Origin of the sequence: Desulfosporosinus sp. I2, assembly GCF_000960765.1 — a bacterium.
GTDB lineage: Bacteria > Bacillota > Desulfitobacteriia > Desulfitobacteriales > Desulfitobacteriaceae > Desulfosporosinus.
This window is the reverse complement of the sequence record NZ_JYNH01000044.1, coordinates 1-24,839: the sequence shown is the minus strand read 5'-3', so window position 1 is coordinate 24,839 and position 24,839 is coordinate 1. Positions and strand designations below refer to the sequence as shown.

The following is a 24,839-nucleotide window of genomic DNA, read 5'->3' as shown; positions in this document are numbered from 1 at the left end:
GCAATGGCTGGGACTTGGATTGAAGTGGACCTGGATTGCTTAACTGAAAATTACCAAGAAGTCATTAAACATCTTCGTCCGGGCACAAGGTGTATGGCAGTCGTGAAAGCTGATGCCTATGGCTTAGGAGCAATTGAAGTTGCGCGTTCCTTGCAACGTGCCGGGTGTGAAGCCTTCGCGGTCACCAGAGTAGAAGAAGGACTGATCTTACGAGAGCATGGAATTGAGGGGCTCATTCTAGTGTTAGGACCCACGACGAGGGAAGAATGGCCAATAGCCATTGCAGCAAAGTTACAGCTTACAATAAGCGAACTATCATGGATTGAAGAGTTAAATGAAACAGGTTTAAAATTGGGGTTGGTTGATCAGCAGATCCAGGTACATCTTAAGTTGGAGACTGGAATGGGGAGAACTGGGTTTCGATTTTCTGAACTCGAAGAGCTCAGTATCGCCTTGTCTAAATCCAACTATCTTCATGTTGCGGGAGTTTATACCCATTTTGCTAGGGCTGCCCAAAGGGATAAACGATATACGATAGAACAATATGAACGTTTTAAGTCCTTGACGAATCGCCTAGAGGAACTAGGAATCCGACCGACTTGGAAACATGTTTGTAATAGCGCTGCGTTTCTTGACTATCCTGAGTGGCATCATGACTTTGTTCGAATTGGAACTCTATTAATCGGACATTATCCAGGTCAAGGGTTTTCAGATAAGTTGAACTTGCGTGACCCCTGGCTTGCTAAAAGCAGGATTGTTCATCTGCGCGAAGTTCCTAAAGGAACGTATGTAGGATATCAAAGTATTTATCATACGAAGCAGGCTACCCAGCTTGCCGTGATCCCAGTGGGATATTCAGATGGATTCGGTGTCGCTCCGCATTTTGTTCCCCAAGGTTGGATCGATTTTTTTCAAAATTATTATAAAAAATTTTTTAGCTTTATTAGGTATCACGGTTGGTCAAGAACGGTTAGAGCTTAACGGTCGGACGGTTCTTGTTGCTGGAAAAATCGGAATGCAACTTACTGTGGTTGATGTGGGGATGCAAGAATGTGCATTAGGTGATGAAATTAGGGTTCCCATGCGTAGAACCGTGGCAAATCCACGTATTCCTAGAAGATATAGACAAGGTGGACAAATATTGTCACAGAGGGTCCTCGAAGAAGGAGTTTTACTAGAACATAAAGAATATTCAATTTTGGGATATGAGAAACTTGCTTCACCAGAAGTTTAGTTGACGACCACGATTGTGACGATTAGCCCAAAGAACTTGAAAGGGGTGAAGGGGTGGCAAAAGTTCTTATAGTAGATGACCAAATGGGTGTGCGTCGTCTGCTCTTTGAGACCTTCAAGGAAGATGCACATGAGGTTGAAATGGCTTCGAACGGTACAGATGCAGTTAAGTTACTAAAAACCTTTAAGCCTGATCTTATCTTAATGGACATGAAAATGCCGGGAATGAATGGAATAGAAACATTGGGACAAATTCGCGCCATCGACCGTCAAGTGGGAGTAATTATGATGACCGCCTACGGAGATGCACAGAATATGGAACAAGCCAAGGAACTTGGGATTCTCAATTATATGAGTAAGCCCTTTGATTTGTTTGATCTTAGAAAACGGGTGAAGGATATATTACAAAGTTCATAGTTATTCGACAATGGTTTCTACCCTTTTGGAATACTTTTTATTGCTTAAAAGGCAGGAAATTCTTTATGCATGACGAAGTATATCCATTAGGAAGAGGTGGGAATTATGATTCTAACAACAAATTCAACGATTGCTATGCAATGCCCCCAATGTGGGGAGCTAGAATTTCATGCCCTCTCTCTTTTTACATTTTCTCGACCAGGGCGCAAAAATCTACATTGCGGATGTGGTTTTCAGTTTATGTCGGTCACCAGTCGAAACAGTCAGCAGTTCAACCTCTCTTACGATTGTGCCTACTGTGGGGAGACCCATTATTTGAGATTAAACCGTCATGCCATATGGGGGAAAGAAGCTTTACCGTTCACTTGCCCCAGCGTTGGTGCCTCGGTCGGGTATATAGGGTCAAAGCAGAAAGTGACTCATGCCTGTCGTGAACGTGAAAAATCAATGGGGGAATTAGCGGTTGAATTAGGTTATGAGGAAGAGTTTGAAAATCCGGAAGTAATGCTGTGGATTTTAGATCATCTTCATCGTCTAGCAAAGCAAGGAAATTTGGGGTGCGCCTGTGGGAACCATCAGTTGACTTTTGAATTGTTGCCGGATCGCATCGAGCTTTATTGTGAATGTTGTGAAGCTGTGGGAGTGATCTATGCGGACAGCTCAGATAATGTTCGTCAATTTGAAGGAATAAATTCCTTATATTTGAAGGAAAATAAAACCTGGCTCATTAATAGTCCGCTGCGGGGACAGCACATTTCAAGGACGATAGAGGAGGAAAAAAAATGGCGTTAGTATCGATGATCGAATTATTAGACAGAGCACAAAAAGAGCACTATGCGGTGGGGGCATTTAATTGCAACAATATGGAGATTGTCCAGGCTATAGTGGCTGCTGCTGAGGCAGAAAAAGCACCTGTCATTATCCAAGCAAGCCAAGGGGCGATTAAATATGCAGGAATTGAGTATATTACCGCTTTGACAAAGTTAGCTGCAGAAAAATCAAGTGTACCGATCGCTTTGCATCTTGATCATGGAACTAGTTTTGCGCAAGTCATGCAGTGTGCACGAAATGGTTTTTCTTCTGTGATGATTGATGGTTCTAAACTTTCAATGGAAGACAATGTCGCTTTAACTAACAAAGTAATTGAGGCAGTTCGACTTTTAGGGGTTTCGGTTGAGGCCGAATTGGGTAAGATAGGCGGGACGGAAGATGATATTACCGTTGACGAGCGCGAGGCATTATTTACGGATCCGGCTGAAGCAGAGTACTTTGTTCAAGCGACAAAGGTAGATGCCTTAGCCATAGCGATTGGAACTGCCCATGGTCAATATAAAGGGGTTCCTAAACTCGATTTTGAACGGTTGACTAAGATTCGAGAAAGAGTTTCAACGCCACTTGTGTTACACGGTTCTTCTGGAGTGCCAGATGATGCTCTGCGTGAAGCCATTTCCCGGGGTGTCTGTAAAGTAAATATTGACACAAATATTCGTGAAGCCTTTGTCTGGGCTGCACGCAAAGTGCTTGAGGGAAACTCTAAAGAAATTGACCCTCGTAAAATGTTGGGCCCTGCCCGCGAAGCGGCAACCAACATAATCCGAGAAAAAATACGGATTTTTGGCAGTAATGGGAAGGCATAAAGGAAACTTAGAAAGAAGGCAATAGAATGCAGTTTTTTTTAGACACGGCTAATATCGGAGAAATAAAGCAGGCTTGGGATATGGGCGTCATTGCGGGACTGACGACGAATCCTAGTTTAGTCGCTAAAGAAGGACAGGACTTCCACGAGCTTCTAAACACGATCAGTGGGATTGTTGAAGGGCCAATCAGTGCTGAGGTAATAGCTCTTGATCATGAAGGGATGTTACAGGAAGCTCATGTATTAGCAGCAATTCACCCAAACATTGTGATTAAGGTTCCGATGACAGAGGACGGTCTCAAAACTGTTAAAGTATTATCTTCTAAGGGAATTAAAACGAATGTCACACTTGTGTTTACAGCCAATCAAGCGTTACTGGCAGCACGGGCAGGCGCTACCTATGTAAGCCCTTTTTTAGGGCGTCTAGACGATATTGGCGAGAATGGCCTTAACTTAATGGCGGATATATGTGAGATTTTCCAAATGCATGGTATAGAAACAAAAACCATTGCTGCTAGTATTCGGAATCCAGTCCATGTCACGGAAGCAGCTAAAATCGGAGCAGATTATGCAACAGTACCCTTTGGAGTTTTAAGACAACTGTTTCGTCATCCATTAACAGATGCCGGGATTGAAAAGTTTTTAGCAGATTGGCAAAAACGATAGATAGTTGTGCTATTGACTTCGGTAAACTTCAGTTGAAACAAAACCTCTAAACTGGCATCAGACTGTCTGAAAACAGATGGAAAGATGCCAGTTTTTCCTTTACTATCAGAAAGTATAAATATCGGGTATGCGTCAGTGCAATTAAGACGACCGCCTGCGCCGAAGCTAACTAGAAGGTTAATTCGTGCGAAGACAGTGTCTTCGCTCCGCTAAGCTAACACGTGCGAAGACAGTGTCTTCAAGAAGGCTAATTCGTGCGAAGACAGTGTCTTCGTGGGCGTTAATCAAGTTTTCTTAACAATTCAAGGGAAATTTTAGACATTAAAGGTGGTTGATAACTCGTTTAAAGTATGTCACAATAAGAGTATAAGGCATAAATGTTATAACATAATGAGGAGTACTTACATAGAAAATGACTTGTATGTTTAAGGGTCAGCTATTATGGAAGTGAAGATAACACATTGGCTAATTTAAGGAGGAGTAGAAAATGGAGAGAGAATTAACGATGGAATTTGCTAGAGTTACAGAAGCCGCGGCGCTAGCTTCAGCACGCTGGGTAGGGCTAGGGGATAAGATAGCCGCTGATAATGCTGCTGTTGAAGCGATGCGGGCGGTTTTTAATACAATTCACATGGACGGTACCGTGGTGATCGGAGAAGGGGAAATGGACGAGGCTCCGATGCTCTATATTGGGGAACGGGTTGGGAATGGAGAAAGTCCAGAATTAGATGTCGCTGTGGATCCCCTAGAAGGAACCAATAGTTGTGCTAAGGGGGTAGCGGGGGCGATTGCTGTTGTGGCGATTGCCAAGAGGGGCTGCTTACTTCACGCGCCAGATATGTATATGGATAAGATTGCTGTAGGGCCTGCTGCTGTTGGGAAGATAAATTTAGATGCTACTGTACATGAAAATATCTCGAATGTAGCTCAAGCTTTAGGCAAAAATATGAAGGATATGACGGTTGTTATTTTGGACCGACCACGTCATCAGAAACTAATTCAGGATGTACGAGATTGCGGAGCTCGCGTTCGTCTGATTACCGATGGGGATGTTTCCCCAGCTGTGGCCTGTGCATTTGAAGATACGGGAGTCGATATGATGATGGGAGTTGGCGGGGCGCCTGAAGGGGTCCTAGCCGCAGCAGCTCTTCGATGCATGGGAGGAGAAATGCAAGGCCGCCTTTGGCCAGAAAACGAGGAAGATATTGCCCGAGCTAAAGCCTTAGGGATCGAGGATGTCCAAAAGTTATTAACGATGGATGATTTGGTGAGTACAGATGATGTCTTCTTTGCAGCGACAGGGATTACAGAAGGACCCTTATTGCGAGCCGTAACCTACACCTCCAAAGGGGCTTTGACACACACCGTCGTTATTCGGGGAAAAACGGGAACAGTCCGCTTTATTGAAGCACGTCACTGTTTTGACAAGAAGCCGGATTATGCTATGAAAGGCTGTTAATGAGTCGCCAAATGGGAACTTGACTAGGGAATGTTATTTGTGCTAAAATAGTAAGAGTTGACTGGAATTGTCATGACGGTGTGGTTAAGAAGCTGCACTTTGATCTAAATGGGAAAGAAGGTGAAGACATGAAAGAAAAAATTCACCCGAAATACGAACAAACCACAATGACATGTGCTTGCGGAGAAGTTATCCCAACAGGCAGCACAAGAATGAACATAAAAGTGGAAATTTGTTCAAAATGCCATCCCTTCTATACCGGGGTACAGCGGTTTGTCGATGCAGGCGGACGGGTTGATCGGTTTAAAAAGAAATATGGGATGTAAACAACGGCCTGCGGTCGTTGCTGGTGGATAAGCAGAGCGCAAGCTCTGCTTTTTGCGTAAATGTACAATCGCGAAGCGCAAGCACGATGTTCGAAGGATTTTGGAATGATGGATAGGCGTTGAGATTATGGCAGCCAGTGAGATGCTCAATGAGCAGTGTTTTAAACTTGATGCCCGAACTTTGCGCTTTGCGCATCGATATAATAGAGGAGGAACTTAAGATGGGCAAACCAGTCCAATATGGCGGGCAAGCGGTCATAGAAGGAGTCATGATGCGAGGACCACGTGAGAGTGCTATTGCGGTCAGGTTGCCAAATGACGAGATTGAAGTGACCAATGTAAAATTGAATGTTTGGGCAACAAAACCTGTCTTTAAGTTACCGTTAATTCGAGGATTTGTGGCTCTGATAGATTCACTCATAGTAGGAACACGTGCCTTAACCTTTTCCGCCAATCGTTCAATAGGGGACGATGAGGGTGGAGAGGAACTTGGATTTTGGGAAATGGCCTTAACCATAGGATTTGCATTTGGCCTTGGTCTTGTGCTTTTTGTCGGTTTACCAACCGGAATGGCTCACTTGCTTAAAGGAAAGGTTACTGGAGATGTGTGGCAAAATCTATTGGAAGGAGCAATTCGGTTAGTAGTATTTTTCTTATATATTTTGATCATTTCTCGACTTAAAGACATTCAACGGGTTTTTCAATATCATGGCGCAGAGCATAAAGCAATTTTCACTCATGAATCAGGACAAGATCTAACCGTAGCAAATGCGCGTTCTTTTCCCAGGCTGCACCCGCGCTGCGGAACAAGTTTTCTCCTAATTGTAGTGGTAGTCAGTATTTTTGTGTTTGCTTTTGTCGGATTATACCCTTTGTGGTGGCGACTGCTTTCTCGTGTACTTCTCATGCCTTTCGTGGCGGGGATCGCATATGAGGTTCTTAAATTCTCATCTCGGCATTTAGAATCGCCATGGTTTCGCTGGCTGATTGTCCCGGGCTTATTGTTACAGAAATTAACCACACGAGAACCAGACGATGCCCAACTTGAGGTTGCTTTAGCTGCCTTAAAGGGTGTTTTGGATTCAGGTCAAGAACTAACGTAATTTTGAGGTGTAAAATGTTAGAAAAACTTTATGAAATTGAACGAAAATATGATGAACTTACGGAGCTCCTCAGTGATCCGGAAATCATTTCGAATCAGAGTGAGTGGCAAAAATATGCCAAGGCTCAGTCCGGCATGACAAACCTTGTCGCGGTCTTTAGAGAATACCAAGCAGTAAAGCGCGAACTTGAGGAAACAGAAACTCTGCTACAGGAAAAACTAGACTCTGACATGCAGGAAATGGCGGAGCAAGAGAGAGAACAATTGCGAAGCCAATCACAGGAACTGGAAGAACAGATTCGTGTTCTTCTTTTACCGAAGGATCCTTTAGATGAAAAAAACGTCATCATGGAAATTCGGGCGGGAGCAGGTGGCGATGAAGCGGCCTTGTTTGCCGGTGATCTCTATAGAATGTATACTCGCTATGCAGAGGGACAGGGCTGGAAAACGGAAGTTCTTAGTGCTAGTTATTCAGATATGGGCGGTTACAAGGAAATCATCGTGCTTATGGAAGGGCATGGGGCCTATAGTAAATTAAAATTTGAAAGTGGTGTGCATCGCGTTCAACGGATCCCGGCGACAGAGTCGGGAGGTAGGATCCATACGTCTACCGCGACCGTTGCAGTTCTTCCTGAAGCGGAAGAAGTGGAAGTATCCATTAATCCTAATGATCTGCGCATCGATGTCTATTGTTCTAGTGGGCCGGGTGGGCAATGCGTTAATACCACTCAATCAGCGGTTCGAATTACTCATCTACCCACAGGAATCATTGCGTCTTGCCAAGATGAAAAATCACAGCTTAAAAACAAAGAGAAAGCTTTACGCGTTTTGCGGGCAAGAATATTGGAGAAAGCACAAGAAGAAGCGAGTGGAGAACAGGCTTCTGAACGCCGAAGTCAAGTGGGAACGGGAGATCGGAGCGAGCGGATTAGAACGTTTAACTTTCCACAGGGCAGGGTTACGGACCATCGCATAGGCTTAACCTTACACCGCTTAGAGTCAATCCTGACTGGTGATTTGGGTGAAATCATTCAAGCTCTAAATTCGTCTGATCAAGCCGAACGTCTAAAGGCTGAGATCCATTAAAATCAATTGTTATGATGAATTGTTACGATGAAGTCTTAGGTTATGAAAAGTAAGCGAACTTTTCCAGGGGATAATATTTGGGAAGTTCGAAATTCGAACATCGAATCTCGAACTTCGAGTTGGGGGCTTTGCAGTTTTGAAGGTAATTGACAGTATGCGTTGGGGTGAAGCGCAACTCTTAGAAAAAGGGGTGAGCAATGCCCGCTTTGATGCAGATATGTTATTAACCGGGGTTTTAAATGTTTCCCGTCCCCAACTTTATCTCGAAGGGGACCGTAATTTGTCAGAGACAGAAGCTGCAGTCTATCGAGGAGTCATTATGCGTCGCGCAAAGAACGAACCTCTTCAGTACATTTTGAAGCAGCAAGAGTTTATGGGTCTTTCTTTCTACGTCGATGAGCGCGTGCTTATCCCGCGTGCCGACAGTGAACTTTTAGTCGAGAAATGGCTGGAGGTTGTAAGAAAAGAGGCAGGTCAACGGCAAGATAGAAAGATTAAGGTTGCGGATCTTTGTACAGGCAGCGGCGCTCTGGCTATTTCGATCGCTTATTACTACCCTCAAGTGGAGATGGTCGGAACTGATCTTTCGGCAGATGCGCTAGTAGTAGCGCAACAGAATGCCCAGCGCTTGGGTGTCTCGGTGCAATGGCGTCAGGGGGACTTCCTTGAACCCATTTTGGGTGAAGCTTGGGATTATATTATTACGAATCCTCCTTATGTTTCCAAAGAGGAGTATGAGCAATGTGCTCCTGAGATTTTTCATGAACCCTCGATGGCTTTTTTGGGAGGACCAGATGGCTTAGATTATTATCGTCGTTTGGCAGAAGGTGTAGGATCCATTTTAAATCCTCAGGGGAAGCTACTAATGGAAATTGGTTGTAATCAAGCTGAGGCGGTTTGTGGGCTTTTCCAAACAAAGGGATTTGAAACACGGGTTTTCCCAGATTTGGCGGGGCGAGACCGAGTGATCTTAGCGAGGTGGCTAGCGAGGTGACAAAGATGCTAACAAAACGAAGTTATATAGATGGAATTCATCCGGAGGCGGAATTGCTAAAAGAGGGAGCAGAATGGTTGCGTTCTGGAGAGTTGGTGGCTTTTCCTACGGAAACGGTTTATGGCTTAGGGGCTAATGCCCTGGATGCCCAAGCCTGCGAAAAGATTTTTAGGGTAAAAGGGCGTCCCCAGGATAATCCCTTAATTGTGCATGTTAGTAGTCGCGCTATGGCAAATAGTTTGGTAGGAAGTTGGTCACCGGAAGCCGAACTATGTGTTGAACATTTTTGGCCGGGTCCGTTAACTTTAGTTTTGCCAAAAACCTCTATAGTGCCCGATATTGTCACGGCTGGACTGGCCAATGTAGCGGTTCGTATGCCCAGTCATCCGGTGGCCCTTGCCCTTATTGAAGAAACCGGGCTTCCTATTGCTGCACCGAGTGCTAACCTATCAGGTAAGCCTAGTCCGACGAGTGGCCGACATGTCTGGCGGGATTTAAAAGGGAAAATACACTTGATTCTTGATGCTGGGGCTTGTCAAGTAGGGCTGGAGTCAACCGTCCTTGAAGTCACTGGAGGTGTGCCCACTATCCTTCGCCCAGGTGGAATTTCCAAAGAAGCGTTAGAAGAAATCTTAGGCGAAGTTCGAATGAATACACCGACAGAGAGTCAAGTTCCTAAAGCACCCGGCATGAAATATAGGCACTATGCTCCTCAGGGAGAGATGATCGTGATGATCGGTCATCAAGAGCGAGTTATACAGCGGATGGGGCAAGAAATTTATAAAGGACATGCCCGGTTAAAAAGAGTGGGAGTTCTTTGTACGCTGGAGAGCGCACCTTTTTTACATAATCGCTTACCGGATCTTTTGTTCGTGTTAGGATCAAGAGCCCGAGCGGACGAAGTGGCAAGTAACCTATATGAGGGATTGCACTTATGTGATGAAAGAGGTATGGATATTATTTTAGCTGAGGGAATTGAAGAGGGAGGTCTAGGGACGGCAATTATGAACCGTTTACAAAAAGCCGCTGGACATCGGATTGAATACATCTAACCGCGATTAATCTAATAATCCCTTTTTTCGTGCATATACTATAGTGAACGGAGGGAAGGGTATTGAATTTAGCATGGGTGGTAGCAGTTGCAATCGCCTTGGGTGCGGATGCGTTCTCGTTGTCTTTGGCGATTGGCTTGACTGGAATCCGAAAGCGCATGATAGTCCACCTGTCGTTGGTGGTCGCCGTCTTTCATGTGTTCATGCCACTTTGTGGAATGATACTGGGACAGGCGATAGGAACAATTCTGGGGCGATATGCTATTTTCATAGGCGCATTAGTCTTAGTCGGGTTGGGCGGAAGAATGATTTATAAGGTTTATCGTCCAGACACTGAACAATTTTCATTTGGTAAGGCTAGGGAGGCCTTTTTTCATACGAAGTTATCTAGTAACCGTTCTTTAAATGGATGGGGTATCTACGTATTGGCTGCAAGCGTAAGTTTAGATGCTCTTAGCGTAGGGGTTTCACTTGGAACCATCAGAGCGGAAATTCTTATTACTGTTATGATTATGGGTTTGGTTGCAGGGTTAATGACTGGAATGGGCTTAGTTCTGGGCCGAATGATGGGAACTCGCCTGGGAGATAAAGCGGAGTTGCTCGGCGGATTGGCTTTGTTTCTGATCGGAGTCAAATTGTTCTTTTAGGGAGTGAGATGGGTCTAATGTGTTATAAACTTTTGTTTATTTGTACCGGAAATACTTGCAGAAGCCCAATGGCTGAGGGATTAGCTCGGAAACTATTTGGAGATATAGTTCAAATAAGTTCGGCAGGTATGGCAGCTTGGGAAGGGGAAGAAATTAGTGCCCATGCCCTTGCGGTTCTTAAAGAACAGAATCTAGACCTATCAAAGCACCGCGCAAGAAAAATTACCCATGAATTAATGGCTGATGCGGACTGGATTATTCCAATGACCCTGGCTCAAGAGGATAGCTTAAAGCGTCTTTTTCCTGAATATGAGTCTAAGACGCGCAGTTTGGGGCATTGGGGGGATCTAAAAAAGGATATTTCGGATCCTTGGATGGGCTCTGTTGATGTTTATCGTCAGACGGCGGAAGAAATTAAGAAGTTGTTGTATGTGCTAAAGGATCATCTGCTCTAATCGATGCGCGAGGCTCGATGTCCGATGTTTCTCGTACCAGGCAGAAAGTAGAACTTTCTGGAAGGTCCCTTCTCACCATCCTTGGCCAGCGCAAAAGTGCAACTAAGGCATCCGCCTTCGTTCTTGGCTGGCACTTTGCCGAGGCTTAGCGCCAGCCAAGTTTAATTTATATTCGAGCTTCGAGCTTCGAGCCTCGCGCCTCGCATATCGCATATCGCATAAGTTTTGCGAAAAGTGTCTAAACTAGCGGCGTAATACGTCGCTTTATTATGTTTTATTGCAGGGATTTGCAACTATTATGTAGAAATGAAAATAGACAAAGAGGAGGAATGAATGTGAGAGTCGCGCTGGGAGCCGATCACGGTGGGTACGAACTTAAGGAAGCTATTCGCAAGCATTTGGAAACACAAGGATTTGAAGTAAGTGATTTTGGAACCCATTCGAACGAATCAGTAGATTATCCAAGGTATGGGAGTGCAGTAGGTAGTGCTATCATCAAGGGAGAGGCCGAGCTTGGGATTATTATTTGCGGAACGGGACAGGGGATTTCTATAGCCGCTAATAAAATCCCGGGAATCCGTTCGGCTGTCTGTTCAGAAACATATTCCGCCCGAATGGCTAGAGAACATAATAATGCCAATATTCTAGCAATGGGTGCTAGGGTAATTGGTGTAGGCCTTGCTTTGGACATTGTCGATATTTTTTTGAAAACGGAATTTGCTGGGGGTCGACATGCTAATCGAGTCAATCTGATTTCTAGCATTGAACGGGGCGAAACAATCTAAACGGTTCAAAGGAGAGGAGGAATCTCTTTTACGTGGATATTTTTTCTACAGAGAAATTACTAGAGTTAGCTAAAGTTTGGGACAGTGTACTAGATGCCTTTTTCCAAAGTGCAAATTTGCGCCCCCAACAAATTCTGGTTTTAGGGTGTAGCACCAGTGAAGTGATCGGTCATCGGATCGGACAAGGAAGCAGTTTAGAAGTTGCTGAGGTCTTGCTTCCTCCTTTACTAGAACGAGTTAAACAGCAGGGGATTTTCTTAGCGGTTCAAGGATGTGAACACATCAATCGGGCTTTAGTCGTAGAAGAGGCTTGCGTAACTCATTATGGATTAGAAGAGGTTACTGTACTCCCCTCCCTTCATGCTGGAGGCGCAATGACCGTAAAGGCTTGGGAAAAATTCTCTTCCCCACTTATGGTAGAACGGATTCAAGGGCACGCTGGAATTGACGTAGGAGATACATTTATCGGCATGCACCTGCGCCCGGTGGCCATACCCATTCGCATCCATGTAAAAGACCTAGGGCAAGCCCATTTAACCTTAGCACGCACCCGCCCACGTCTGATCGGCGGACCCCGGGCCATATATGATGAAAGCAAATAATTTTTATTAGGAGTGAACAAAATGGATTATATTCGTCAATGGCTAGAACCCCAAGACCCGGAGGTCGCAAAAGCAATTTCGCAAGAAGAGAACCGTCAAACCAAGACCATAGAACTGATTGCTTCCGAGAACTTTGTCAGTCGAGCGGTTATGGCAACCCAAGGTTCTGTATTAACCAACAAATATGCCGAAGGATATCCGGGAAAACGGTATTACGGTGGATGTGAGTATGTTGATGTGGTCGAGAACTTAGCCCGTGAACGCGTTAAGAAACTATTTGGTGCTGAACATGCTAATGTTCAGCCCCATTCTGGCTCCCAGGCCAATATGGCAGTCTATTTTGCGTTCTTAAAACCTGGGGACACGGTACTTGGCATGAATTTATCCCACGGTGGACACTTAACTCATGGGAGCCCGGTCAATATTTCTGGAGTTTATTTTAATTTTGTTCCTTATGGAGTTGATCCGAAAACAGAACGGATAGATTATGATCAAGTTCGGAAATTAGCCCATCAACATCATCCGAAGATGATTGTTGCGGGAGCAAGCGCCTATCCAAGGATTATAGACTTTGCCTTAATGCGTAAAATCGCGGATGAAGTGGGAGCTTATTTAATGGTCGATATGGCGCACTTCGCTGGGCTCGTGGCGGCCGATTTACATCCCTCTCCTATTCCCTATGCACATTTTGTGACTTCTACTACCCATAAGACATTAAGAGGACCTCGTGGAGGATTAATTCTCTGTAAAGCGGAGCACGCTCAAGCAATTGATAAGGCAATTTTCCCTGGAATTCAGGGGGGGCCTTTGATGCATGTTATTGCTGCAAAAGCAGTTGCTTTTGGCGAAGCACTTCAGCCTGACTTTAAAAAATACCAAACTAAAATTGTGGAAAATGCGCAAGCTTTAGCCCAAGCCTTGATAGATCGAGGGTTCCGAATTGTTTCAGGTGGAACCGACAATCATGTTATGCTTGTGGATGTTCGGACCAAAGAGCTGACGGGTAAGGAAGCTGAAACAATGTTGCATGAAGTGGACATTACGGTTAACAAAAATACGATACCGTTTGATACTGCAAGTCCCTTTATCACAAGTGGAATTCGCCTTGGTACGCCAGCAGTAACGACTCGTGGTATGGACACTAAGGCCATGAAGCTAATCGCTGAAGCAATGGACCTTGCCTTGACCTCCCACCATGAACCTGATAAACTGAAAAAAGCGCGGGAAATTGTCGGTACCCTATGTTCTGAGTTTCCCTTATATACAAATTTAGATTAGGAGAACCGAAATATGGCAAAGCTTCAGGTACTTGATCATCCTCTAATTCAACACAAACTGTCCCTGATTCGCGACGAGAAAACAGGCTCGAAGGAATTTAGGGAACTGGTAGAGGAAGTCGCGATGTTAATGGCCTATGAGGTTACTCGTGATTTTCCTCTTCAGGAAATTGAAGTTAAGACACCGGTTGCAATCGCAAAAAGTAAAGTGCTTGCAGGTCGAAAAGTCGGGTTAGTTCCGATCTTACGTGCAGGGTTAGGGATGGTCGATGGAATGCTTCGCTTAATTCCTGCTGCAAAGGTTGGGCATGTGGGTCTTTACCGAGATCCAGAGACTCTAATGCCTGTGGAGTATTATTGCAAGTTACCAAGTGACATCGCGGAACGTGATCTTATTGTAATCGACCCTATGCTGGCAACTGGGGGCTCTGCAGCAGCGGCAATTAGGTTTTTAAAAGATCGAGGTGCTAAGAATATCAAACTAATGTGCCTTATTGCAGCTCCTGAAGGAATTCAAGCCGTTCAAAAAGCCCATAGTGATGTTGACATTTTTATCGCGGCAGTAGATGAACACTTAAATGAGCATGGTTATATTGTACCGGGCCTTGGGGACGCTGGAGATCGGCTGTTTGGAACAAAATGATGACACATATTCGCCCAAGCTGGGATAGCTATTTTATGCAAATGGCCCAAGTAGTGGCTGGCCGTTCGACATGCCTACGTCGTCAGGTTGGAGCAGTAATAGTTAAGGAAAAACAAATTTTGAGTACAGGATATAACGGGAGTCCTTCTAAACTCCAACATTGTGAGGAAGTAGGTTGTTTACGGCAGAACTTAGGCGTTCCTTCAGGGGAACGTCATGAGATCTGCCGCGCTGTGCATGCAGAACAGAATGCCTTGGTACAGGCTGCAAAGCATGGGGTCGCTATTTCTGGTGCTGATCTGTATTGCACCCATCAGCCCTGTGTTCTATGCACAAAATTGTTGATTAATGCGGGAATAAAACGTGTGATTTATACTTATTCATATCCAGATCAACTAGCGTTCGAAATGTCGAGAGAAGCAGGGTTAGAAATAGTGCAATTTACGGAAGAGACGCTCTAATGTGATAGGATAGATTGCCCTTTAATCTCTGATTGATTTCTGTAGAAGGAAGTATGAACGTGATAAAGCGAAAAAAAGTGATGGTAGTGTTTGGAACCCGTCCGGAAGCCATAAAAATGGCGCCAGTGATCCAAGCACTTCGACAGAAGGATGAACTATTCTGTCAAGTTATTGTGACAGCTCAGCACCGTGAGATGTTAGATCAGGTTCTTCAGTTGTTTAAAATTGTCCCTGATTTTGATCTAGACCTTATGAGGCAGGGGCAAACATTAACGGAAATCACGACTCGAGCCCTTAACGGGCTTAAGGAAGTTTTTCAACGAGAACTCCCAGATCTTGTACTGATACATGGAGACACAACCACTACGTTTGTGGCGGCTCTTGCTGCCTTTTATGCCCAAATCCCCGTAGGGCATGTAGAAGCCGGGCTTCGAACAGGAAATAAGTATTCACCATTTCCAGAAGAAATGAACCGAAAACTAGCAAGCGTTCTAGCAGATTATCATTTTGCCCCTACGGAAACAGCAAGAAGAAATCTTTTGCTCGAAGGAATAGCTCCTGAAAAAGTTTTTGTGACGGGCAACACGGTTATTGACGCGTTGCTAGCTACTGTGAAGCCAGAGTACAATTTTTCGGATCCTAGTATCGAGAGGATTCTTAAACAGAGTAATACACGGTCGATTCTAGTCACAACCCATCGCAGGGAAAATCTCGGCGAACCCATGCGCCAGATTTATCAGGCTTTGAAGAATATACTTGATTTATTTCCGGATACACAGGTGATTTTTCCAGTTCATAAAAACCCCTTGGTACGAAAAGTCGTCACAGAGGTTTTGGGGTCTCATCCACGAGTAAATCTTGTAGAACCCATGGATTATGAGCCTTTTGTTAACTTAATGGCACGGTCGCACTTAATTTTGACAGACTCAGGAGGAATTCAAGAGGAAGCACCGTCGCTTGGAATTCCAGTACTTGTGGTCCGAGACACAACAGAGCGACCTGAAGCGGTAGAAGCGGGAACAGTATCCCTTGTAGGCACTGAGTACGAGAGTGTTTATTTGGAGCTAAAGCGTCTTTTGAGTGATCAAGTTGCCTATGATAGGATGTCAATGGCCAGTAATCCTTATGGAGACGGGTGTGCAGCAAGTCGAATTGCCTCGATTATTAAGGAACATTGACGTGTGGACATAAAATTCTTCAATGCTGTAAAAAAAAGCACAAAGTCCTGCAAAAGTATGCTAATATATTAAATAGAGTAAACTGTAAAAATGTGTAATGATTGATTTATATGCCATTTCTAGCAATAAAATTTTAGGATGTTTTTTTGGAAGGCCTATTTTCTACATAAGTTTAGAACGGAGTGAAGATGGCTAAAGAACAAGCAACATGGCAGAAAGCAATTGCAGTTGGCTCAACTATCTCAACTTCTCTGGCCGGTTTGGTTGGAGGAGGATTTTTCCTTGGACGGTACATAGATTCCCGCTGGGGAACAGAACCATGGTTTACGATCCTATTAATGCTATTAGGGCTTATACTCGGAGGGAGCTACCTGGTCGTCACTTTAAAAAGATTAGGAGCAGCGGATGATAAAAAGTAGCTTTATTGCCTTGTTTAGTGGCACTTCTTGCATATTGCTTGTGATAGCCGTAACAGGTCAGCAATCTTTTCTAGGTAGTTTGCTAGGATATTGGGTAGGATATAGCTATACCTTATGGTTTCATCATGAAACACTGCGTAGCTCCGAATTGGATATCCGTTCTGCACTTAGGCGAATGCGACGCAATTTAATGTCTCGCTTAGGGATGGTTACTCTCGTTGTCGTAGCAGTAGCTCGTTTTCAGGCGAGCTGGCTTTTCAGTCTAGCGATAGGGATTGTTACAGGAGTGATAATATCCTTTATCATTGTGGCAATAAATAAAATTAATGGAGAAAGGGGTGATAAAAGAAGTGCATGAAGAAACAGTTATATGGCATTTAGGGTTTATGACATTTCATGGCAAAACGTTGATCATGACCTGGATTGTAATGGCCGCTATTTTAATTTTTTGCTATCTAGGGGTTCGTCATTTAACCAGTGGTAAACCCGGTAAAATGCAAAACGTCTTAGAATGGATTATTGATTTTGTTAAAAACCTTGTCTCTGACAATATGAGTTATGAGCAGGGGCGCCCATTGCTACCTTATTTAGTAACATTGATCATCTTTGTATTCTTTTCCAATTTACTTGGCCTCATTCCGAATTTCACGTTTAATCTTTTAGAACATTTTGATGTTGAATTTGCCCAATTGAACATGATTTTCGAGGGGCCTTTATTGATGTCGCCTACGGCAGACATCAACACTACTGCGGCTTTAGCCTTGTTAACCATTATCTTAGTCGTTTTCTTGGGTATTAAGACTAAGGGAGTCCATTATTTCCAACACTTTTTAGAACCTTTTAAAGTGATGGCGATCCTTCATATTATCGACTTGATCTCGAAGCCATTAACGCTCGCTTTCCGTCTTTTCGGAAACATCTTTGCCGGTGAAGTTCTACTCAAGGTTATCCTGATGTTGCCAGGAATATGGGTTCTGCCAGGAATTCTTCCGATGTCAGTTTGGCTAGGTTTTAGTATTTTTATCGGAGCAATTCAAGCTTACGTGTTCACGGTGTTGACCACAGCTTATGTATCACAAGCGGTCACAGCTTCTGAACATTAAACAGTTTGATTCTAAGTTAGTTTTCAGTGCTGCTTGACGCTCACTGAGGGAATAATACTTATCAATTATTGGAAACAAGAAAGGAGGAAATCCCATGGACGTATCTGCTGCTGCTGCACTTGGTGCAGGGATTGCTGCTGGTTTAGCGGCCCTCGGTGCATCAATTGGTAATGGTAATGTTATTAGTAAAACGGTGGAGGGCATTGCTCGCCAACCGGAGGCCAAAGCATCATTGCAAGCTACCATGTTTATCGGTGTTGGTTTGATCGAGGCTTTGCCACTCCTTAGCTGGGTTGTTGCCCTGCTACTCATGTTTACAAAGTAAGTTCGTGTACTGGGCTAAGGCATACGGCCCATCTTAATTCAAGGGGGAACGCGAGTTCCCCCTTGAAAAGAATCATCCCGAAGTCAATCGGACTCGAGAGGGGGGTAGACCGTTGGGGAATCCTATACAATTTGACTTTACTGTAGTGGCTACGGTCATATCTTTCCTGTTGCTCGTTTGGCTGCTTAGCAAAAAAGCTTGGGGTCCGCTCATGAAAATGATGGAAGAACGGCGGAGCCATATTGAATCCATGCTTGCTCAGGCAGAGAATGAACGTCAACAGGCTGAGAAAATAAAACACGAATACCAAGAAGAAATGCATAAAGCCCGCCAAGAAGCTCAAGAAGTGATCGCGAAGGCCACAAAGGTGAGTGAAGTCCGCGCGAAGGAAATCTTAGCAGCTTCTCATGAAGAATCAGAAAAGATCAAGAAATCTGCCCTTGTGGATATTGAACGTGAACGTGACCGGGCGATTACCGAAGTTAGAGCACAAGTCGCCGAACTGTCCGTCATGGTGGCTGAGAAAATCATTCGTCAGAAACTTGACATGAAGGGTCAAGGAGAGCTCATAGAACAATTCATTCAAGAAGTAGGGGAAATGCAATGATAAATGGATCACTTGCTCGAAGGTACTCCCAAGCCTTGTTTGAAATCGCCTCCGAGACGTCCCTTGATTCGATTGATAGCGATTTAAGGGAACTGACAAAGCTGGTAGAAGAAAATGCAGAGGTTAAAGGAGTTTTGCTTCATCCGCATATTTCACTCAGCGTCAAGAAATCCATCATGGAAAAGTTATTGGGAGAAGATTTCGGCGATGTTACGCGTCGTTTCTTTTACTTGTTGATTGACCGGAAAAGGGAAAGTCTCTTACCGCTTATTCAACATGAGTTTACTCGGCTGGCGGATGAAGCACGCCAAGTCGTAGAAGCTAAAGTAGCTAGTGCTATTGAACTGAGTGCTTCTCAGCTTGGCGATCTTAAGAACGCCATTAAACGAATGACAGGGAAAGACGTCCGCATTATAAGCGAAGTAAGAGCCGAACTCATTGGTGGGGTTCTTGTGCAGGTTGGAGATCGCGTGATGGATGGAACCATCGCCCATGCTTTAAACCGAATGCGTGTGGAGTTACGTAGAAACTCAGAGAAACCTCAGGAAGTAGGGGTGAAATAACAGGATGAACTTGCGTCCAGAAGAAATAAGTTCTATTATCAAACAACAAATTGAAGGCTATGAAACGTCTGTCGATATCGTCGATGTGGGGACAGTTATCCAGGTTGGAGACGGAATCGCTCGTGTTTACGGTCTAGAAAAAGCCATGGCTGGTGAGCTTTTAGAGTTTCCCGGCAACGTTTATGGTATGGCCATGAACCTTGAGGAAGACAATATTGGTTGCGTTATTCTTGGGTCTTTCTTAGGAATTAAAGAGGGTGACCAAGTCAAGAGAACAGGTCGGATTGTGGAAGTCCCTGTGGGCGAAGCTTTAATAGGCCGAGTCGTTAATGCACTGGGACAACCCATCGATGGCAAAGGAGAAATCGTGACGACTAAGTTTCGTCCGATTGAATCCATAGCATCCGGGGTAGTTGCCCGGAAATCCGTTCACGAACCTTTGCAAACGGGTCTTAAATCTATTGATGCCATGGTACCTATTGGTCGTGGTCAGCGTGAGTTGATCATTGGTGACCGTCAAACTGGTAAAACTGCAGTGGCCATTGATACAATCATTAACCAAAAAGGACAAGACATCATTTGTATTTATGTTGCAGTCGGACAAAAAGCGTCAACTGTTGCCAGCGTAGTAAAAACGTTGGAAGACCATGACGCCATGGGCTTTAGTATCGTGGTAGCAGCTACCGCATCTGAACCTGCTCCGATGCTCTTTATTGCTCCATATGCTGGCTGTGCTATGGGCGAAGAGTTCATGTATAATGGCAAGCATGTCCTGATTGTTTACGATGATCTTTCCAAACAAGCGGTAGCTTATCGTGAACTATCACTACTGCTAAAACGTCCTCCCGGTCGTGAAGCATATCCTGGAGATGTTTTCTATCTTCACTCTCGCTTATTGGAGCGTGCTGCGAAGCTGTCAGATGAACTAGGTGGTGGGTCAATGACAGCGCTACCAGTGATCGAGACTCAAGCAGGGGATATGTCAGCTTACATTCCTACGAATGTGATTTCCATCACAGATGGTCAGATCTTCCTTGAAGCTGACCTCTTCAACTCCGGCTTCCGGCCTGCCATTAACGTCGGTATTTCCGTTTCACGGGTAGGGGGTTCTGCTCAAATTAAAGCGATGAAGCAAGTCGCAGGACAACTTCGTTTGGATCTCGCTTCATATCGTGAGTTGGCAGCTTTTGCTCAGTTTGGATCTGACTTGGATAAGGTCACCCAAATGCGACTTACGCGTGGTCAGCGGACCCTGGAAATTCTCAAGCAGGGCCAGTATTCACCTTCCCCAGTTGAGGAAGAAGTCGTCGTTATCTATGCGGCAGTTAAAGGATTTATCGATGAAATTGATCTGGATAAGATCGGGAAATTCGAAGTAGAATACCTGCGCTTCATGCGCTCCGTGAAGGCTGACCTGTTGGAAAAAATTCGAACTGAGAAGGCGCTCTCAAATGAAATGATCGCCGAGCTTGAAAAAGCGATTAATGAGTTCAAGCAGGGATTTTTAGCCTAGAATAAAAAGGAGTAGGTGAACGAGGTGGCAGGAACACAAGATATTCGTCGTCGGATTCGCAGCGTTCGGAATATGCAGCAGATCACTAAGGCGATGAAAATGGTTTCCGCGGCCAAACTCAGAAAAGCCCAACTAAAACTTATTGCTGCCCGCCCCTATGCCCGCCAATTGCAAGGGGTCTTGGAACGGCTTGCGCAGGCTCCCGTGGATGTTATCCATCCGCTCTTGAAAAAAAGGCCAGTGCAAAAGGTAGTTTATGTGCTAATAACATCGGACGGTGGTCTCTGCGGAGGGTACAATGCAAACCTCATTCGTAAGACCAGTGGACTAATTGCCGAAGCACAGCAGCCGGTTAAGTTGGTGACTGTAGGCCGCAAAGGTCGAGATTTCTTCCGACGCGGTAAAATTGAGTTTTTGGCTGAGTATACGAAACTTGGGGATGACCCGAGTTATAGCCAGGCCAAAGAGATTGCCCAGGAAGTGGTTCGCCTTTATGAGCAGGGCGAAGCAGATGAGGTGTATATCTTATATACTGAATTCGTCTCAGCGATGACCCAGAGGCCCTCGCAAATCAAATTACTTCCGATCGATCAACCTGAAGGTAAACAAGGCAAACAGTACATCTTTGAACCGTCTGCTGAAGACATTTTAAACAGTCTGTTGCCGAAGTATGTTGAAACGCTGATCTTTAGGTCGTTACTAGAAGGAAAAGCGAGTGAGCAAGGGGCTCGAATGACGGCAATGAGTTCGGCTACGGATAATGCCAAGACCATGATTGATAAGCTGTCGTTGGCCATGAACAGAGCCCGACAAGCGGCGATCACGACTGAAATATCCGAAATCGTCTCGGGAGCAGCTTCCTTAGAATAAGCTGCTGGAAATACCCAAAAAGGAGGTTTCGCGCCTGTGAATATCGGCAAGGTTTTGCAAGTTTTGGGAGCGGTAGTTGACGTTGAGTTTAAGCCCGACCAACTGCCGGAAATATATAGCGCCATTCAGATTAAGGTTCCTGAGCAGAACCTTAACATAACTTTAGAGGTAGCTCAACATCTCGGAAACAACACAGTACGTACTGTTGCTATGTCCTCTACGGATGGGCTGCAACGGGGTATTGAAGCAATCGACACTGGGGCACCAATTACGGTACCTGTGGGCCCCGCAACGCTGGGGCGAATGGTGAGTGTGTTAGGATTGCCTATTGACAACGGTGGAGAAGTCAAGTCTGATACCCATTATCCGATTCATCGACCCGCTCCGGCGTTTGCCGATCAAGAGCCTTCGACTCGTATTTTGGAAACCGGAATTAAGGTCATTGACTTACTAGCTCCGTACTCTAAAGGCGGAAAAATCGGACTTTTCGGGGGTGCCGGTGTAGGCAAGACAGTTCTAATCATGGAACTAATCAATAATATTGCTAAAGAGCACGGCGGACTTTCCGTTTTTGCTGGTGTTGGAGAACGTACGCGTGAAGGAAACGATCTTTGGAACGAAATGAAAGAGTCTGGCGTTATTGACAAAACGGCTATGGTGTTCGGTCAAATGAACGAACCTCCTGGCGCACGTCTCCGCGTAGGCTTAACAGGACTAACCATGGCTGAATACTTCCGTGATGATCAAGGTCAGGACGTGCTACTCTTTATTGACAACATTTTCCGATTCACCCAAGCAGGTTCTGAGGTTTCGGCCTTGCTCGGTCGGATGCCGTCTGCGGTTGGATATCAGCCTACCTTGGCTACAGAAATGGGTCAACTCCAAGAGCGGATTACCTCCACTCGCAAAGGGTCGATCACTTCTGTACAAGCAATCTATGTACCAGCGGATGACTTGACAGACCCCGCTCCGGCTACAGCGTTTGCGCATTTGGATGCAACAACAGTTTTATCCCGTTCAATTGCTGAAATCGGGATTTACCCAGCGGTGGACCCCTTGGATTCTTCGTCACGGATCCTTTCTCCTTTAGTTTTAGGAGAAGAACATTATGCTGTGGCAAGACAGGTTCAGCAAATCCTTCAAAAATACAAAGAGTTGCAAGATATTATTGCAATTCTCGGTATGGATGAGCTTTCAGAAGAGGAAAAACTGATTGTTTTCCGAGCACGGAAAATTCAACGTTTCTTGTCACAACCGTTCCATGTTGCAGAAGCATTTACGGGTTCGCCTGGAAAATATGTACCCTTGAAAGACACGATTCGTGGCTTTAAAGAAATTGCGGATGGAAAATACGATCACTTATCTGAGGCCGCCTTCCTGATGGTTGGACCAATAGAAGAAGTGATCGAAAAAGCCAAGACATTGGGGGAATAATCCATGGCAGGAACATTCTCACTCCAAATAGTCTCTCCGGAAGGGAACGTCTTGAAAGAAGATGTTGAGTTTGTTGTTCTTCCTGGCGGAGCAGGTGAATTAGGAATTTTGCCGAATCACTCAGCTTTAATCGCAGGCTTGGATATCGGAGTCATACGCTACACACTCAATGGCGATGTCAAGCGTGCGGCAATTGCGGGCGGATTTGTTGAAGTCATTGATAATGCTGCAACGGTTCTTGCGGACACTGTCGAACTAGGTGAAGCGATTGATCTCGCTCGAGCAGTAGAAGCTAAAGAACGTGCTCTGAAACGCCTGTCATCACCACGGATCAACGAAATCGACCTTCGACGTGCGGAGTATGCATTGCGACGAGCAACTGCTCGAATTAGTGCAGCTAGTGACAACAAATAAACATTGTACGTTGAAAGTAAAGTTGCGATATGATTCATTATAAACGTGAGTGTTTAAACGAGAAAAGGGTTCCTATTTGGACCCTTTTCTTTTTTATACAGCCTGGAAAATAATAGGAATGCTTAACTATAGCGCTTGGCACCCGCTAAGTTTTCTTGATTAAACAAGGGGCCAAGTAGAATAAAAATCATCAGCAAGCATGTTAGCTTTCTCACTATTTGGTAAAACTAAAGAAGTGTATATAGTTGAGAAAGAGGTATAATGTTTATGGGTTTAATACTTACGAAATCTTATATATTCAAAAGGCATCTATTTATTGTGATAATAAGTTGCCTTCTGCTAATTGGATTTAAGCCCTTTGTTGTTGAGTGCATCTTGCAAAGCATTCAGCCCGCACCTACATCTAATTCGGAGGCGCCTTTGTTATTAAATTCCGGAATGGTACAGGCTAGAGGTGCTGAGGTTAGCGTTTTACTTTGGAGTGAGGATGGGACTATACCCATTGACATAATGACACAATTTCCGATGCCTGATTGGATATGGACACAGAAAGAGCAGCAGACAAATAGTGGTAATATTGCTGCAACTCTAACTGGAAATCGTGTAATTAATCAAACTGAGGAAAGCATGATCTATACTTGGTATACGGCCATGGCTCCTGTTCTTAAAAAAAATGGTATACAAATCTATTTGGATGAACGAGTTCCTGAGGCAATTGATATTTCAGCCTACTTAAGTCACACGAATACTCTTCCATCACAATGGTTTCTCTTAGATAACCTGGTTTCGATCGCTGGGTACCAGAGAAATATAGGTACGAACATCTTAGCTGGAAAAGACAGGATAAATATTCAACTTCTTAGTCGTGGAGAAATGACTGATGGAAATACTGTTTTAGCAATTCCAGTTTTGCTGAAAGAATTCTAGAGCCATCAGGAGAAAAAAGTCGAATTAAAGCAGGAATAATACCCTTCCAGGGAGAATATAAACAAGTCGAAAAGTAATCAGTACTAGAACAGGGGGTGTCTTCAGAATTTGAGTAAGCTCACAATTACAGGCGGCAAACCGCTTGAAGGAACGATCACAGTAAGTGGGGCCAAGAATGCCGTACTTCCCATAATAGCGGCAAGTTTACTCTGTGCGGAACCTATTCAACTAGATGACGCTCCGGATTTGTTAGATGTTAATATAATGAATCGAGTTATTTCGGCGTTGGGTGCAAAAGTAGAGCGAAAAGGCTCAACTCTTTACATCCTAGCCCGTGAGATAGATTGTATTGAGGCACCCTACGACCTTGTTTCTCAAATGAGGGCGTCTATTGTCACGATGGGACCGCTACTTGCCCGTAAAGGTCATGTCCGAATTTCGCACCCTGGTGGTTGCGCCATTGGGTCACGTCCCATCAATTGGCATCTCAAGGGTTTAGAGGCTTTGGGAGCAGAGGTCAAAATGGATCACGGGTTCTTAGATGTTTCTACCAAAGGTTTAAAAGGCACTCGTATATATTTGGACTACCCTAGCGTTGGAGCTACTCAAAACATTATGATGGCAGCTTCTATGGCTCAAGGCACA

At 44.7% G+C, this 24,839-nt stretch carries 29 protein-coding genes and 2 pseudogenes; all 31 read left to right on the top strand.

Annotation, left to right across the window (positions count from 1 at the left end; all coding sequences use genetic code 11):
- Nucleotides 1-3 precede the first annotated feature (3 nt).
- Nucleotides 4-1,234: pseudogene (gene alr, locus UF75_RS11935) on the top strand (alanine racemase).
- A 53-nt stretch (nt 1,235-1,287) separates the two neighbouring features.
- Nucleotides 1,288-1,650 (top strand): response regulator, encoded by a 363-nt coding sequence (locus tag UF75_RS11930; protein ID WP_045574828.1) that lies wholly within the window; start codon nt 1,288-1,290, stop codon nt 1,648-1,650.
- A 105-nt stretch (nt 1,651-1,755) separates the two neighbouring features.
- Complete coding sequence (locus UF75_RS11925; RefSeq protein WP_045574827.1) at nt 1,756-2,442, top strand: hypothetical protein; 687 nt, start codon at nt 1,756-1,758, stop codon at nt 2,440-2,442.
- A complete protein-coding gene (locus UF75_RS11920; RefSeq protein ID WP_045574826.1) occupies nt 2,433-3,287 on the top strand; it encodes a class II fructose-1,6-bisphosphate aldolase in 855 nt (284 codons plus the stop codon). The genes UF75_RS11925 and UF75_RS11920 overlap by 10 nt, the downstream gene beginning before the upstream one ends.
- A gap of 26 nt (nt 3,288-3,313) precedes the next feature.
- Nucleotides 3,314-3,952, top strand: a complete 639-nt coding sequence (gene fsa / locus UF75_RS11915) for a fructose-6-phosphate aldolase (protein WP_045574825.1) — start codon at nt 3,314-3,316, stop codon at nt 3,950-3,952.
- 487 nt (nt 3,953-4,439) lie between these two features.
- Nucleotides 4,440-5,411, top strand: a complete 972-nt coding sequence (gene glpX, locus UF75_RS11910; protein WP_045574824.1) for a class II fructose-bisphosphatase — start codon at nt 4,440-4,442, stop codon at nt 5,409-5,411.
- A 128-nt stretch (nt 5,412-5,539) separates the two neighbouring features.
- Nucleotides 5,540-5,737, top strand: a complete 198-nt coding sequence (rpmE, locus tag UF75_RS11905) for a 50S ribosomal protein L31 (protein ID WP_045574823.1) — start codon at nt 5,540-5,542, stop codon at nt 5,735-5,737.
- A 221-nt stretch (nt 5,738-5,958) separates the two neighbouring features.
- Nucleotides 5,959-6,840, top strand: a complete 882-nt coding sequence (locus tag UF75_RS11900) for a DUF1385 domain-containing protein (RefSeq protein WP_045574822.1) — start codon at nt 5,959-5,961, stop codon at nt 6,838-6,840.
- 14 nt (nt 6,841-6,854) lie between these two features.
- Nucleotides 6,855-7,925: a peptide chain release factor 1 gene (gene prfA / locus UF75_RS11895; RefSeq protein WP_045574821.1), complete on the top strand. Its 1,071-nt coding sequence runs from the start codon at nt 6,855-6,857 to the stop codon at nt 7,923-7,925.
- A gap of 136 nt (nt 7,926-8,061) precedes the next feature.
- Complete coding sequence (gene prmC, locus UF75_RS11890) at nt 8,062-8,919, top strand: peptide chain release factor N(5)-glutamine methyltransferase (RefSeq protein ID WP_045574820.1); 858 nt, start codon at nt 8,062-8,064, stop codon at nt 8,917-8,919.
- Between the two features lie 5 nt (nt 8,920-8,924).
- A complete protein-coding gene (locus UF75_RS11885; protein ID WP_045574833.1) occupies nt 8,925-9,971 on the top strand; it encodes an L-threonylcarbamoyladenylate synthase in 1,047 nt (348 codons plus the stop codon).
- A 62-nt stretch (nt 9,972-10,033) separates the two neighbouring features.
- Nucleotides 10,034-10,618 carry a manganese efflux pump MntP family protein gene (locus tag UF75_RS11880; RefSeq protein ID WP_045574819.1) on the top strand — a complete coding sequence of 195 codons (585 nt, stop codon included), beginning with the start codon at nt 10,034-10,036 and terminating at the stop codon, nt 10,616-10,618.
- A gap of 8 nt (nt 10,619-10,626) precedes the next feature.
- A complete protein-coding gene (locus UF75_RS11875) occupies nt 10,627-11,073 on the top strand; it encodes a low molecular weight protein arginine phosphatase (RefSeq protein ID WP_082075113.1) in 447 nt (148 codons plus the stop codon).
- A 335-nt stretch (nt 11,074-11,408) separates the two neighbouring features.
- Nucleotides 11,409-11,858, top strand: coding sequence for a ribose 5-phosphate isomerase B (gene rpiB / locus UF75_RS11870; protein ID WP_282433797.1), 450 nt, complete (start codon nt 11,409-11,411; stop codon nt 11,856-11,858).
- Nucleotides 11,859-11,890: 32 nt separating this feature from the next.
- The gene (locus UF75_RS11865) at nt 11,891-12,460 is read left to right on the top strand and encodes a TIGR01440 family protein (protein ID WP_045574816.1); all 570 of its coding nucleotides are present in this window, start codon (nt 11,891-11,893) and stop codon (nt 12,458-12,460) included.
- A gap of 21 nt (nt 12,461-12,481) precedes the next feature.
- Nucleotides 12,482-13,738, top strand: a complete 1,257-nt coding sequence (gene glyA / locus UF75_RS11860) for a serine hydroxymethyltransferase (protein ID WP_045574815.1) — start codon at nt 12,482-12,484, stop codon at nt 13,736-13,738.
- Between the two features lie 12 nt (nt 13,739-13,750).
- On the top strand, nt 13,751-14,380 hold the full coding sequence (upp, locus tag UF75_RS11855; protein WP_045574814.1) for a uracil phosphoribosyltransferase: 630 nt from the start codon (nt 13,751-13,753) through the stop codon (nt 14,378-14,380).
- The gene (locus tag UF75_RS11850; RefSeq protein ID WP_045574813.1) at nt 14,377-14,841 is read left to right on the top strand and encodes a cytidine/deoxycytidylate deaminase family protein; all 465 of its coding nucleotides are present in this window, start codon (nt 14,377-14,379) and stop codon (nt 14,839-14,841) included. The genes upp and UF75_RS11850 overlap by 4 nt, the downstream gene beginning before the upstream one ends.
- A gap of 53 nt (nt 14,842-14,894) precedes the next feature.
- A complete protein-coding gene (gene wecB, locus UF75_RS11845; protein ID WP_045574812.1) occupies nt 14,895-16,019 on the top strand; it encodes a UDP-N-acetylglucosamine 2-epimerase (non-hydrolyzing) in 1,125 nt (374 codons plus the stop codon).
- Between the two features lie 188 nt (nt 16,020-16,207).
- Nucleotides 16,208-16,438 carry an AtpZ/AtpI family protein gene (locus UF75_RS11840; protein WP_045574811.1) on the top strand — a complete coding sequence of 77 codons (231 nt, stop codon included), beginning with the start codon at nt 16,208-16,210 and terminating at the stop codon, nt 16,436-16,438.
- Complete coding sequence (locus UF75_RS11835; RefSeq protein ID WP_045574810.1) at nt 16,425-16,796, top strand: hypothetical protein; 372 nt, start codon at nt 16,425-16,427, stop codon at nt 16,794-16,796. The genes UF75_RS11840 and UF75_RS11835 overlap by 14 nt, the downstream gene beginning before the upstream one ends.
- A complete protein-coding gene (atpB, locus tag UF75_RS11830) occupies nt 16,765-17,541 on the top strand; it encodes a F0F1 ATP synthase subunit A (protein WP_045574809.1) in 777 nt (258 codons plus the stop codon). Before UF75_RS11835 ends, atpB begins: the two co-directional genes overlap by 32 nt.
- Nucleotides 17,542-17,635: 94 nt before the next feature.
- Nucleotides 17,636-17,866 carry a F0F1 ATP synthase subunit C gene (gene atpE, locus UF75_RS11825; RefSeq protein ID WP_045574808.1) on the top strand — a complete coding sequence of 77 codons (231 nt, stop codon included), beginning with the start codon at nt 17,636-17,638 and terminating at the stop codon, nt 17,864-17,866.
- Between the two features lie 112 nt (nt 17,867-17,978).
- A complete protein-coding gene (gene atpF / locus UF75_RS11820) occupies nt 17,979-18,473 on the top strand; it encodes a F0F1 ATP synthase subunit B (RefSeq protein WP_045574807.1) in 495 nt (164 codons plus the stop codon).
- Nucleotides 18,470-19,036 (top strand): ATP synthase F1 subunit delta, encoded by a 567-nt coding sequence (atpH, locus tag UF75_RS11815; RefSeq protein ID WP_045574806.1) that lies wholly within the window; start codon nt 18,470-18,472, stop codon nt 19,034-19,036. Before atpF ends, atpH begins: the two co-directional genes overlap by 4 nt.
- A 4-nt stretch (nt 19,037-19,040) precedes the next feature.
- Nucleotides 19,041-20,549, top strand: a complete 1,509-nt coding sequence (gene atpA, locus UF75_RS11810; protein ID WP_045574805.1) for a F0F1 ATP synthase subunit alpha — start codon at nt 19,041-19,043, stop codon at nt 20,547-20,549.
- A gap of 24 nt (nt 20,550-20,573) precedes the next feature.
- Complete coding sequence (gene atpG, locus UF75_RS11805) at nt 20,574-21,419, top strand: ATP synthase F1 subunit gamma (RefSeq protein WP_045574804.1); 846 nt, start codon at nt 20,574-20,576, stop codon at nt 21,417-21,419.
- Between the two features lie 36 nt (nt 21,420-21,455).
- Nucleotides 21,456-22,853: a F0F1 ATP synthase subunit beta gene (gene atpD / locus UF75_RS11800; RefSeq protein WP_045574803.1), complete on the top strand. Its 1,398-nt coding sequence runs from the start codon at nt 21,456-21,458 to the stop codon at nt 22,851-22,853.
- Nucleotides 22,854-22,856: 3 nt separating this feature from the next.
- Nucleotides 22,857-23,267, top strand: coding sequence for a F0F1 ATP synthase subunit epsilon (locus UF75_RS11795; RefSeq protein WP_045574802.1), 411 nt, complete (start codon nt 22,857-22,859; stop codon nt 23,265-23,267).
- Between the two features lie 420 nt (nt 23,268-23,687).
- Complete coding sequence (locus UF75_RS11790) at nt 23,688-24,194, top strand: hypothetical protein (RefSeq protein WP_242860210.1); 507 nt, start codon at nt 23,688-23,690, stop codon at nt 24,192-24,194.
- A gap of 108 nt (nt 24,195-24,302) precedes the next feature.
- A pseudogene (locus UF75_RS11785) lies at nt 24,303-24,839 on the top strand (UDP-N-acetylglucosamine 1-carboxyvinyltransferase); the annotation flags it as partial.

Bases quoted from the DNA above. Each gene is read 5' to 3' on its own strand.
- UF75_RS11925 (WP_045574827.1), top strand. From the start codon at position 1,756: ATGATTCTAACAACAAATTCAACGATTGCTATGCAATGCCCCCAATGT.
- UF75_RS11920 (WP_045574826.1), top strand. From the start codon at position 2,433: ATGGCGTTAGTATCGATGATCGAATTATTAGACAGAGCACAAAAAGAG.
- fsa (WP_045574825.1), top strand. From the start codon at position 3,314: ATGCAGTTTTTTTTAGACACGGCTAATATCGGAGAAATAAAGCAGGCT.
- glpX (WP_045574824.1), top strand. From the start codon at position 4,440: ATGGAGAGAGAATTAACGATGGAATTTGCTAGAGTTACAGAAGCCGCG.
- rpmE (WP_045574823.1), top strand. From the start codon at position 5,540: ATGAAAGAAAAAATTCACCCGAAATACGAACAAACCACAATGACATGT.
- UF75_RS11900 (WP_045574822.1), top strand. From the start codon at position 5,959: ATGGGCAAACCAGTCCAATATGGCGGGCAAGCGGTCATAGAAGGAGTC.
- prfA (WP_045574821.1), top strand. From the start codon at position 6,855: ATGTTAGAAAAACTTTATGAAATTGAACGAAAATATGATGAACTTACG.
- UF75_RS11885 (WP_045574833.1), top strand. From the start codon at position 8,925: ATGCTAACAAAACGAAGTTATATAGATGGAATTCATCCGGAGGCGGAA.
- UF75_RS11875 (WP_082075113.1), top strand. From the start codon at position 10,627: ATGGGTCTAATGTGTTATAAACTTTTGTTTATTTGTACCGGAAATACT.
- glyA (WP_045574815.1), top strand. From the start codon at position 12,482: ATGGATTATATTCGTCAATGGCTAGAACCCCAAGACCCGGAGGTCGCA.
- upp (WP_045574814.1), top strand. From the start codon at position 13,751: ATGGCAAAGCTTCAGGTACTTGATCATCCTCTAATTCAACACAAACTG.
- UF75_RS11850 (WP_045574813.1), top strand. From the start codon at position 14,377: ATGATGACACATATTCGCCCAAGCTGGGATAGCTATTTTATGCAAATG.
- wecB (WP_045574812.1), top strand. From the start codon at position 14,895: ATGAACGTGATAAAGCGAAAAAAAGTGATGGTAGTGTTTGGAACCCGT.
- UF75_RS11840 (WP_045574811.1), top strand. From the start codon at position 16,208: ATGGCTAAAGAACAAGCAACATGGCAGAAAGCAATTGCAGTTGGCTCA.
- UF75_RS11835 (WP_045574810.1), top strand. From the start codon at position 16,425: ATGATAAAAAGTAGCTTTATTGCCTTGTTTAGTGGCACTTCTTGCATA.
- atpB (WP_045574809.1), top strand. From the start codon at position 16,765: ATGGAGAAAGGGGTGATAAAAGAAGTGCATGAAGAAACAGTTATATGG.
- atpE (WP_045574808.1), top strand. From the start codon at position 17,636: ATGGACGTATCTGCTGCTGCTGCACTTGGTGCAGGGATTGCTGCTGGT.
- atpH (WP_045574806.1), top strand. From the start codon at position 18,470: ATGATAAATGGATCACTTGCTCGAAGGTACTCCCAAGCCTTGTTTGAA.
- atpA (WP_045574805.1), top strand. From the start codon at position 19,041: ATGAACTTGCGTCCAGAAGAAATAAGTTCTATTATCAAACAACAAATT.
- UF75_RS11795 (WP_045574802.1), top strand. From the start codon at position 22,857: ATGGCAGGAACATTCTCACTCCAAATAGTCTCTCCGGAAGGGAACGTC.